This window comes from Streptomyces botrytidirepellens, assembly GCF_003721215.1.
Taxonomy (GTDB): domain Bacteria; phylum Actinomycetota; class Actinomycetes; order Streptomycetales; family Streptomycetaceae; genus Streptomyces; species Streptomyces himastatinicus.
The window spans coordinates 1-9,671 of record NZ_RIBZ01000754.1 but is presented as its reverse complement, the minus strand read 5'-3'; the positions used below and the strand labels follow the sequence as shown (position 1 = coordinate 9,671).

8 protein-coding genes and 1 pseudogene are annotated in these 9,671 nt (G+C 70.9%); 3 read left to right on the top strand and 6 right to left on the bottom strand.

Annotated elements, in window-relative coordinates:
- From EEJ42_RS38420 to lepA, 3 genes are all read right to left on the bottom strand, one after another.
- On the bottom strand, nucleotides 1–904 hold a 904-nt coding region (locus tag EEJ42_RS38420), incomplete at its 3' end, for an ATP-binding protein (protein ID WP_246097634.1).
- A 291-nt stretch (nucleotides 905–1,195) separates the two neighbouring features.
- Nucleotides 1,196–3,085, bottom strand: coding sequence for an AMP-dependent synthetase/ligase (locus tag EEJ42_RS38415; protein ID WP_123106794.1), 1,890 nt, complete (start codon nucleotides 3,083–3,085; stop codon nucleotides 1,196–1,198).
- Nucleotides 3,086–3,290: 205 nt separating this feature from the next.
- Nucleotides 3,291–5,174, bottom strand: a complete 1,884-nt coding sequence (gene lepA / locus EEJ42_RS38410; protein ID WP_123106793.1) for a translation elongation factor 4 — start codon at nucleotides 5,172–5,174, stop codon at nucleotides 3,291–3,293.
- A gap of 194 nt (nucleotides 5,175–5,368) precedes the next feature.
- Between lepA and rpsT the strand changes: the two genes are divergently transcribed.
- Both rpsT and EEJ42_RS38400 read left to right on the top strand, forming a co-directional pair.
- A complete protein-coding gene (gene rpsT, locus EEJ42_RS38405) occupies nucleotides 5,369–5,635 on the top strand; it encodes a 30S ribosomal protein S20 (protein ID WP_123106792.1) in 267 nt (88 codons plus the stop codon).
- 268 nt (nucleotides 5,636–5,903) lie between these two features.
- On the top strand, nucleotides 5,904–6,893 hold the full coding sequence (locus EEJ42_RS38400) for a hypothetical protein (protein WP_246097633.1): 990 nt from the start codon (nucleotides 5,904–5,906) through the stop codon (nucleotides 6,891–6,893).
- Nucleotides 6,894–6,927: 34 nt separating this feature from the next.
- Here the strand turns inward: EEJ42_RS38400 and holA are convergent, their stop codons facing one another.
- Nucleotides 6,928–7,917 (bottom strand): DNA polymerase III subunit delta, encoded by a 990-nt coding sequence (gene holA / locus EEJ42_RS38395; RefSeq protein ID WP_123106790.1) that lies wholly within the window; start codon nucleotides 7,915–7,917, stop codon nucleotides 6,928–6,930.
- Nucleotides 7,918–7,961: 44 nt separating this feature from the next.
- On the opposite strand from holA, the gene EEJ42_RS38390 reads away from it, so the two are divergent.
- Nucleotides 7,962–8,249, top strand: coding sequence for a hypothetical protein (locus EEJ42_RS38390; protein WP_123106789.1), 288 nt, complete (start codon nucleotides 7,962–7,964; stop codon nucleotides 8,247–8,249).
- A 96-nt stretch (nucleotides 8,250–8,345) separates the two neighbouring features.
- On the opposite strand, the gene EEJ42_RS38385 is transcribed toward EEJ42_RS38390, so the two are convergent.
- Complete coding sequence (locus tag EEJ42_RS38385; RefSeq protein WP_123106788.1) at nucleotides 8,346–9,014, bottom strand: O-methyltransferase; 669 nt, start codon at nucleotides 9,012–9,014, stop codon at nucleotides 8,346–8,348.
- 137 nt (nucleotides 9,015–9,151) lie between these two features.
- Nucleotides 9,152–9,671, bottom strand: a pseudogene (locus tag EEJ42_RS53430) (ComEC/Rec2 family competence protein); the annotation flags it as partial.

Below are 9,671 nucleotides of genomic sequence, written 5' to 3'. Positions count from 1 at the left end.
CGTACGCCGCGGGGTCGGCCGGCCACGGCCAGTCCAGCGCGCCGCCGCGCGCGGTCGCGGGCAGCTGGGGCGGCTCCTTCTCCAGCACCTGCTTGAGGCCCTCCATGCGGCTCTCGCTGGCGTGCCAGACCCGGGCCAGCCGCGGCGGCCCGCCGCCGGTGTCGAGCCAGATCGCGCACCAGTCCGCGAGCCGGGGCACCAGCAGCTGTCCGGCGAGCGAGGTGACCATCTCCTCGTCGAACTGCCCGGCGAGCAGGTCGGACGCCTCGGCGAGGAAGGACAGCGCGCCGTGCCGGGTCCATTCCGGATCGGCGCGGCGGGCGGGCATCCGGCGCGGCGCGGGGGCGACGATCTCCGTACCGCGCGAGGCCCACGAGGGCGCGAGGTCCCCGGCCATGGACTCCTCGGGCACCACCGGGTCGGCGGCGGCCCTGACCGACACCTGGAACCACACCGTCTTGCTGGACCGCCGGTACGTCGTCCCCCACGCCTCGGCGATCTCGGCGACGAGCCGCAGCCCGTGGCCTCCGGCGCACTCCGCGCCGTCCACGTCGACCGGCGGATCGCCGCGCAGCACCCGGGTGGGGTGGTGGTCGGTCACCTCCACGACGAGGGAGGGCGGTTCGCCCTCGTGGCTCGACACATCGAGCGCGCAGCACACCTCGACCGCGGTGCCCGCGTGCACCACCGCGTTGGTGACCAGCTCGCTCACCAGCAGTACGGCCTCGTCCGCGACCCGGTCGGTGATCCGGTCGGCGGACGGTACGTCGAGCGCGACCCACTCGGTGAGCGCGGCGCGCACGAACCGGCGTGCGGCGGAGGCCGCGAGCGGGCTGCCGGGCAGGCTCGCGCGGGCCGAGGCGCTGGTACGGACGGGGCCGATTCCCCCGACCGGCAGAGCCACCCCGCCTGCGGATGCAGACGGGGTGGAAGATGACGTCCCCACTGTGCGGCTCCTGAGAAGCTCCGTCATATGCGCCGTGTCCGGCACGGACAGAGTGACAGACGGACCGCGGTTATATGCACCGAGTCACGCAAGTTAACTGTGTTGAGGGGAAAAATCGTGCGTACGCCGGGCCTGTTCCGGTAAAGAACCCCCGGCCGCATCGGGGGTTGGGCGCGGGGTCGAGCGAGGGGTGACGTCGTGGCGGAAGCGGGGGCCGACGCCGGGTGGGGACCGGCGCCGACCCTGCCGTCAGGCCTCGCGCGTACCGGCGTACATGTCCTCGATCAGGGCCTTGTACTCGCGTTCCACCACGGGACGCTTCATCTTCAGACTCGGCGTCAGCTCGCCGTGCTCCACGTCCAGATCACGCGGCAGCAGCCGGAACTTCTTGATCGTCTGCCACCGTTGCAGCCCCTCGTTGAGCCGCTGCACATAGCCGTCGATCAACTCCCGCACCGCTGCGGTGTCCACGACTTCGGCGTAGGACTTCCCCGCCAGACCGTGCTCCTGCGCCCAGCCCATGATGGTCGGTTCATCGAGGGCGATCAGCGCGGTGCAGTAGTTGCGGTCGGAGCCGTGCACCAGGATGTTGGAGACGAACGGGCACACCGCCTTGAACTGACCCTCGACCTCTGCCGGTGCGACGTACTTCCCGCCCGAGGTCTTGATCAGGTCCTTCTTGCGGTCGGTGATCCGCAGATAGCCGTCGGGCGACAGCTCCCCGATGTCGCCGGTGTGGAACCAGCCGTCGGACTCCAGCACCTGCGCGGTCAGCTCGGGCAGCCCGTGGTAGCCCTCCATGATGCCGGGGCCGCGCAGCAGCACCTCGCCGTCGTCGGCGAAGCGCACCTCCGTGCCCGGGAACGCCTTGCCGACCGTACCGGTGCGGTAGTCCGGCGGGTTCAGGAAGCTGGCGGCGCTGGACTCGGTGAGCCCGTACCCCTCCAGGATGTTGATGCCCGCGCCCGCGAAGAAGTAGCCGATCTCGGGGGCCAGCGCGGCCGAACCGGACACGGCGGCGCGCAGCCGCCCGCCGAACGCCTCGCGCAGCTTGGCGTAGACGAGCTTGTCGGCGGCGGCGTGCTGGGCCTTGAGGCCGAACGGCACGGACGCGCTGCCGGTGCGGCGGAAGTTGTCCTGGGAGATCTTGGCGTAGTCGCGGGCGACCCCGGCCGCCCACTGGAAGATCTTGTACTTGGCGCCGCCGCCCTCGCGGGCCTTCTGCGCCACCCCGTTGTAGACCTTCTCGAAGATGCGCGGCACGCCACACATGTAGGTCGGCCGGACCACCGGCAGATTCTCGATGATCTTGTCGACCCGGCCGTCCACCGCGGTCGTATGTCCGACGTAGATCTGCCCCGCCGTCAGCACCTTGCCGAAGACATGCGCGAGGGGCAGCCACAGGTACTGCATGTCGTCCGGGTAGAGCAGCCCCTCCTGGGTACCGATGGCGATGGCCATGTAGGACCAGGAGTCATGCGCCAGCCGTACGCCCTTGGGACGGCCGGTGGTGCCGGAGGTGTAGATGAGCGTCGCCAGCTGATCGGAGCGCAGCGCGTCCGTACGCTCCCGTACGGCGTCGGGGTGCTCGTCCAGGTGCGCCGCACCGCGCTTCTCCAGCTCGGCGAGGGAGAGCACCCAGCCCTCGGGGTCGTCCCCGGCGGGCGTCGCGTCCTCGGCCTCGATCACCACCACATGGGCGAGGTCGGGCAGCTCGTCGCGCTTCTCGCGGACCTTGGCCAGCTGGGCGCCGTCCTCGGCGATCAGGACCCGGCTGCCGGAGTCGGCGAGGATGAAGGCGGTCTCCTCGGCGTTGGTGCTCGGGTAGACCGTGGTGGTCGCCGCGCCCGCGCACAGCACGCCGAGATCGCCGAGGATCCATTCGACGCGCGTCGAGGAGGCGAGCGCCACCCGCTCCTCGGGGCGGATGCCGAGGGCGATCAGCCCGGCGGCGATGGCGAAGACGCGATCCGCGCTTTCGCGCCAGGTCAGCGGCCGCCACTCGTCGGGACCCCGGCCGGAGGCGGGCGGCACGGGATAGCGGTACGCCTCCTTGTCCGGTGTCGCCTCGACACGCTGGAGGAAGTGCGTCGCCAGGGACGGCGGCCGGTTCTCGAGCAGATTCTGGGTGTCGGTCACGGCATCCTCCGGGTCCCGCCTCAGTGCTTGGTGACTCGCGAGTAACCTTCGCGTGGCGATCAGGGTAAGGGCCGAAACCGTACTGCGTAAGGGGTTCCGGGCCACGTAGTTCAAATGAGGGGTGCGTTCACATGAGGGTCTGCATCGAGCGTCACACGACAACGGGCCCGGCGCTTCTCTCAGCACCGGGCCCGTTCACCTACGACTACTTCTTCCCCTTGGCGTCGCCGCCACCGCCGTCGTCGGAGGACAGCACCGCGATGAAGGCCTCCTGCGGCACCTCCACGCTGCCGACCATCTTCATCCGCTTCTTGCCTTCCTTCTGCTTCTCCAGCAGCTTCCGCTTACGGGAGATGTCACCGCCGTAGCACTTGGCGAGGACGTCCTTGCGGATGGCGCGGACGGTCTCCCGGGCGATGACCCGGGAGCCGATGGCGGCCTGGATCGGCACCTCGAAGCTCTGCCGCGGGATCAGCTCGCGCAGCTTGGCGACCAGCCGCACGCCGTACGCGTACGCCTTGTCCTTGTGGGTGATCGCGGAGAACGCGTCGACCTTGTCGCCGTGCAGCAGGATGTCGACCTTGACCAGGTCGGATGCCTGCTCACCGGTGGGCTCGTAGTCGAGCGAGGCATAGCCGCGGGTCTTGGACTTCAGCTGGTCGAAGAAGTCGAAGACGACCTCGGCGAGCGGGAGCGTGTAGCGGATCTCGACCCGGTCCTCGGAGAGGTAGTCCATGCCGAGCAGCACGCCGCGGCGGTTCTGGCACAGCTCCATGATCGCGCCGATGAACTCGCTGGGCGCGAGGATCGTGGCCCGGACGACCGGCTCGTGCACCTTGTCGACCTTGCCCGCGGGGAACTCGCTGGGGTTGGTCACCGTGTGCACGGCGCCGTCCTCCATGTCCACCCGGTAGATCACGTTGGGCGCGGTGGCGATCAGGTCGAGGTTGAACTCGCGCTCCAGGCGCTCACGGATGACCTCCAGGTGCAGCAGCCCGAGGAAGCCCACCCGGAAGCCGAAGCCGAGGGCGGCGGAGGTCTCCGGCTCGTAGACCAGCGCGGCGTCGTTGAGCTGGAGCTTGTCCAAGGCCTCGCGCAGCACCGGATAGTCCGAGCCGTCCAACGGATACAGGCCCGAGAACACCATCGGCTTGGGGTCCTTGTAGCCGCCCAGCGGCTCCTCGGCGCCCTTGGTGAACTGGGTGATCGTGTCGCCGACCTTGGACTGGCGGACGTCCTTCACACCGGTGATCAGATAGCCCACCTCGCCGACGGACAGCCCGTCGGAGGAGGTCATCTCGGGTGAGTTGGTGCCGATCTCCAGCAGCTCGTGGGCGGCGCCGGTGGACATCATCCTGATGCGCTCACGCTTGTTGAGCGTGCCGTCCACGACCTTCACGTACGTCACGACACCGCGGTACGCGTCATAGACGGAGTCGAAGATCATCGCGCGGGCGGGCGAGTCCTTGACCCCCACCGGCGGCGGGACCAGCCGCACCACGGTGTCCAGCAGCTCGTCCACGCCCTCGCCGGTCTTGGCGGAGACCTTGAGCACGTCGGAGACGTCGCAGCCGATCAGGTGCGCCAGCTCGGCGGCGTACTTCTCGGGCTGGGCGGCCGGGAGGTCGATCTTGTTGAGGACCGGGATGATCGTGAGGTCGTGCTCCATCGCCAGATAGAGGTTGGCGAGGGTCTGGGCCTCGATGCCCTGGGCCGCGTCGACCAGCAGGATGCAGCCCTCACAGGCCGCCAGCGAACGCGAGACCTCGTAGGTGAAGTCCACGTGGCCAGGGGTGTCGATCATGTTGAGGACATGGGTGACCGGCTCCGGGCTCGCCTGGTCCTCGGTGAGCGCCCAGGGCAGCCGGACCGCCTGGGACTTGATCGTGATGCCGCGTTCGCGCTCGATGTCCATGCGGTCGAGGTACTGCGCGCGCATCTGTCGCTGCTCGACCACTCCGGTCAGCTGAAGCATGCGGTCGGCAAGCGTCGACTTGCCGTGGTCGATGTGCGCGATGATGCAGAAGTTACGGATCAGAGCCGGGTCGGTACGGCTCGGCTCCGGCACATTGGTAGGGGTCGCGGGCACGCAGCGTCCTGTGTCTAGGCGGGACTCGGTGTTCTCAGTCCCCCCATGGTCCCATGAACGGCAACCGCTTCCGGGTTTGGGAGGCCACCAGCGCTGCTGGTAATCTGGCCGACTGTGTCTTACGCGCCCCTCTCGCGCGGGACACAAGCGCACGACAGACAGCGATAACCAACGAACCTGCGAAGGCTCTTTACGTGGCGAACATCAAGTCCCAGATCAAGCGGAACAAGACGAACGAGAAGGCGCGTCAGCGCAACAAGGCCGTCAAGTCCGAGCTGAAGACCGCCATCCGCCGGACCCGCGAGGCCGTGGCCGCCGGTGACGCCGAGAAGGCCACCGCTGCCGCCCGCGCCGCCGCGCGCAAGCTCGACAAGGCCGTCAGCAAGGGCGTGCTCCACAAGAACAACGCCGCCAACAAGAAGTCGGCGCTCGCGCAGCAGATCGCCGGCCTCAAGGGCTGACCCTTCCGGGCCACCCGCACGGGTGACCCACCGGGGCGACACCTCGCCCCCACCCCGCCGTGGGGAACGTCCGAGCCCTCTACCTCGGACCACGGACAGCCTTCGTAGTACGCCACGCTACGTTCAATGCCCCCGGGCCCACTCCGGGGGCATTGCTGTGTCCGGATCCCCTGTGCGTCCGGATCCCCCGGATCCCCCTGGGCGGCCGTATCCGGATCGTCCCTGCGCAGCGCGGGGTTTTCGGTGTTTCTTCGGGTATGTTCACGTCATGTCGATACCGGGGGAGACACCCAATCCGTACGGGCCGCCGCAGCCGCCTCAGCCGCCGCTCCCGCCCCAGCAGAACGCTCAGTCCCAGCCGCCGCCTCAGCAGAGCGCGCCGCCGCCCGGCTCCTACGGACAGCCGCCACAGCCACCGCAGCCTCCGCCGCACGCCGCCGCGTCGCCGCACGCCCCGGCGTACGCGCAGCCGACCATGCCGGGGCTGCCTGCGGTGCCCGGGCCCATCGGGCCCGGGCAGCCCGGAGGGCCGGGAGGGCAGATGGGCGGCGGGTACGGGCCGTACGCCGCGCCAGCGCCGCCCCCGCCCGGCGGCGGTGCCGGACGCGGGAAGGGCTGGCTGTGGGCGCTCGGCGGGGCCGTCGTCGCCTCGGCGGTCTGGGCGGGCGTGGTGTTCGCGACCGGAGGGTTCGGCGGCGAACCGAAGGCCGAGCTCGCGGGCTACACCTACACGCGCAATCTGTGCGCCTCGACCGACTTCAAGGCCATCGAGGACGCCGGATACGAGCAGAAGGACTCCAGCGGATCGTCGAACCCGCGGCACAGCGCCTCCCGGGACCCGGCCCTGGACTCGATGACCTGCCAGATCGACTTCGAGCCGACCGGCGCGTCCAGCAGCGACTACTCCTCGGAGTGGCTCTCCACGACGGCCGGTCTGCACCGGAAGACCAATCCGGAGCCGGAGTTCGAGGCCCAGTACCGGAGTTACGAGGACCAGCGGACCTCCAGCTACACCTACAAGGTGAGCGAGGTGGACGGCCTCGGCGACGAGGCGTACGTCGTCACCCAGCAGAGCACCAGCAGCAGCGACACCGGGGCGTATGTGATCCTCGGCGTGCGGGAGGGCTGGATGACCTACCAGTCGACGTGGTCCGAATACGTATCCAGCTCATCGAGCGACGACCCCATGACGGCGGACGAGGCCACCGAGATGCTCGAAAAGAGCGCCCGGGCGACCCTGGCGAAGATGAAGGAGTAGGCGGCCGAGACCTGGCGGGCCGGAGCCGGCAGGGCTAGGAACGACCCGCGCGGGCGGCCCGGGCGATGGTGACGACGGCCTTCTCCAGGGCGTATTCCGGATCGTCGCCACCGCCCTTGACGCCCGCGTCGGCCTCGGCGACCGCGCGCAGCGCGATCGACACCCCGTCCGCCGACCAGCCGCGCATCTGCTGCCGCACCCGGTCGATCTTCCAGGGCGGCATGCCCAGCTCACGAGCCAGATCGCCGGGGCGGGCACCGCGCGGGGCGGAGGCCAGCTTGCCGATGGCGCGGACGCCCTGGGCCAGGGCGCTGGTGATCAGCACCGGGGCCACGCCCGTGGCCATCGCCCAGCGCAGCGCCTCCAGCGCCTCGGCCGCCCGCCCCTCGACGGCGCGGTCGGCGACGGTGAAGCTGGACGCCTCGGCCCGGCCCGTGTAGTAGCGGCCGACGACGGCCTCGTCGATCGTGCCCTCGACATCCGCGGCGAGCTGGGACACCGCGCTGGCCAGCTCGCGCAGATCGCTTCCGATGGCGTCCACCAGCGCCTGGCAGGCCTCCGGCGTCGCGGACCGGCCGCTGGTGCGGAACTCCGACCGGACGAACGCCAGCCGGTCGGCGGGCTTGGTCATCTTCGGGCACGCCACCTCGCGCGCCCCGGCCTTGCGGGCGGCGTCGAGCAGTCCCTTGCCCTTGGCTCCCCCGGCGTGCAGCAGCACCAGGGTGATCTCCTCGGCGGGGGCACCGAGATAGCCCTTCACGTCCTTGATCGTGTCGGCCGACAGATCCTGTGCGCTGCGCACCACCACGACCTTGCGCTCCGCGAAGAGCGACGGGCTGGTCAGCTCGGCGAGAGTGCCGGGCTGGAGCGCGTCGGGCGTGAGGTCGCGCACATCGGTGTCGGGGTCGGCGGCACGGGCCGCCGCCACGACCTGCTGCACGGCGCGGTCGAGCAGCAGGTCCTCCTGGCCCACGGCGAGGGTCACCGGGGCGAGGGGGTCGTCGGTCGTCGTCTTCCTGGCCATCGCGGTCCAGCATCCCACGGACCTCTGACAGCCCGGTCTTCGCTATGGCCGACAATGTTCCGGTGATCGATGGAGGACTGAACGGCGTGCGCCCGCTCCGGCATGTGCTGGTGCTCCCCGACCGCGACGCGGCGGAGGAGGTGGCCGAGGCGCTGCCCGAGCGCTTCGGCGTCGCGGAGGAGCCCCAGCTGGTGCGCGACGCCCTGGCAGGTGAGGACGACGCCGAGGACGCCCAGTGGCTGGTGGTCGTCGAGGACCCGGCCGCCCGGCTGGACCCGGCCGCGCTGGACGCCCTGGCCGAGGAGTACGAGGGCTGGCTGGAGACCGACTGACCGGTCGTGCGCGTCCTGGGGCACCCGCCCGCGCACGACCACCGGTCGTCCGCCCCCCACGCGTCCGCTACCGGTCATCCGCCACCCGCCCCTCCGCTACCCGGTGACCAGCGCCAGCGCGAAGCCGTCGTACCCCTTCTCGCCGACCGTCTGCACCGCCGTCGCCGTCAGCCGGGGCTCCTCCGCGATCAGCTCCGTGAAGCGCCGTACGCCCTGGACGCGGGGGTCCGTGCTGGCAGGGTCGGCCACCTCCCCGTCCCGCACCACGTTGTCCCCGATGATGAGACTGCCGGGCCGGGTGAGCCGCAGCGCCCAGGCGAGGTAGTCGGGGTTGCCGGGCTTGTCGGCGTCGATGAAGACCACGTCGAAGGGGCCGCCCCCCTCCTCGGCCAGCCGGGGCAGCGACTCCAGCGCCTTGCCGGTGCGGATCTCGACGACCTTGCCCAGCCCCGCCCGCTCCACGTTTTCCCGCGCCACCTCCGCGCACCGGGGGTCGGCCTCCAGGGAGACCAGCCGCCCGCCCTCGGGCAGCGCCCTGGCCAGCCAGATCGTGCTGTACCCGCCCAGGGTGCCGATCTCCAGGATGGTGCGCGCCCCCTGGATCCGGGCCAGCAGATGCAGCAGCTTCCCCTGGTTGGGCGCCACCTGATGCGGCGGCAACCCGGCGGACTCGCTGTGCTCCAGGGCGGCGTCCAGGGCCGGATCCGACGGTGCCAGGAGGCCGTTGAAGTAGTCATCGACCTTGGTCCACTGTTCGAGCGACATGAGCAAGCTTCCTTTCGAAACCGACTGAGTCCGCGCCAGCAACCTACTGTGCCCTGCGCGAACCACCGTGCTCGGACGACGAATTGGGGCCCGCCGCCGCCCCGCGGCCTTCGGCCGCCGCGCTGGGCCCTTCTGCTCCCGCCGACCACCGCGCGCAGCCGCGGGCCGGTCACCGCGATCGGCCCGTCCCGGTCGGTCCGCAGCACGGCGGCACCCCGGGCTCTCAGGGCCGCCACGGTGCGGGGCGACGGATGTCCATACGGGTTGTCCGCGCCGCAGGAGATCAGGGCGATCCGCGGGTGCAGCCGGTGGATCAGCCGCGGGTCCTGGTAGGCCGAGCCATGGTGGGCGACCTTGAGCACATCCACCGGGGCCAGGGCCGGATGCGCCATCAGCAGCGCCTGCTGGGCGGGCGGTTCCAGGTCGCCGAGGAGCAGCAGGGTCAGGCCCGCCGTACGGACCAGGAGGGTCACGCTCGCGTCGTTCGGCTCCTCCTGCGCCGGGGCGGCGGCCGGGGTGTCGGGCGCGGGCCACAGCACCTCCCAGGACAGCGGGCCCGACCGGCGCCGCTCCCCCGGCCCGGCCGTCACCACCGGCACCCGCGCCGCCGCTGCCCCGCGCCGCACGGCCGTCGTACCCCTTCTCGCCGACCGTCTG

Bases quoted from the DNA above. Each gene is read 5' to 3' on its own strand.
- EEJ42_RS38400 (WP_246097633.1), top strand. From the start codon at position 5,904: ATGTCGATACCGGGGGAGACACCCAATCCGTACGGGCCGCCGCAGCCG.
- EEJ42_RS38385 (WP_123106788.1), bottom strand. From the start codon at position 9,014: ATGTCGCTCGAACAGTGGACCAAGGTCGATGACTACTTCAACGGCCTC.
- holA (WP_123106790.1), bottom strand. From the start codon at position 7,917: ATGGCCAGGAAGACGACGACCGACGACCCCCTCGCCCCGGTGACCCTC.
- EEJ42_RS38390 (WP_123106789.1), top strand. From the start codon at position 7,962: ATGGCCGACAATGTTCCGGTGATCGATGGAGGACTGAACGGCGTGCGC.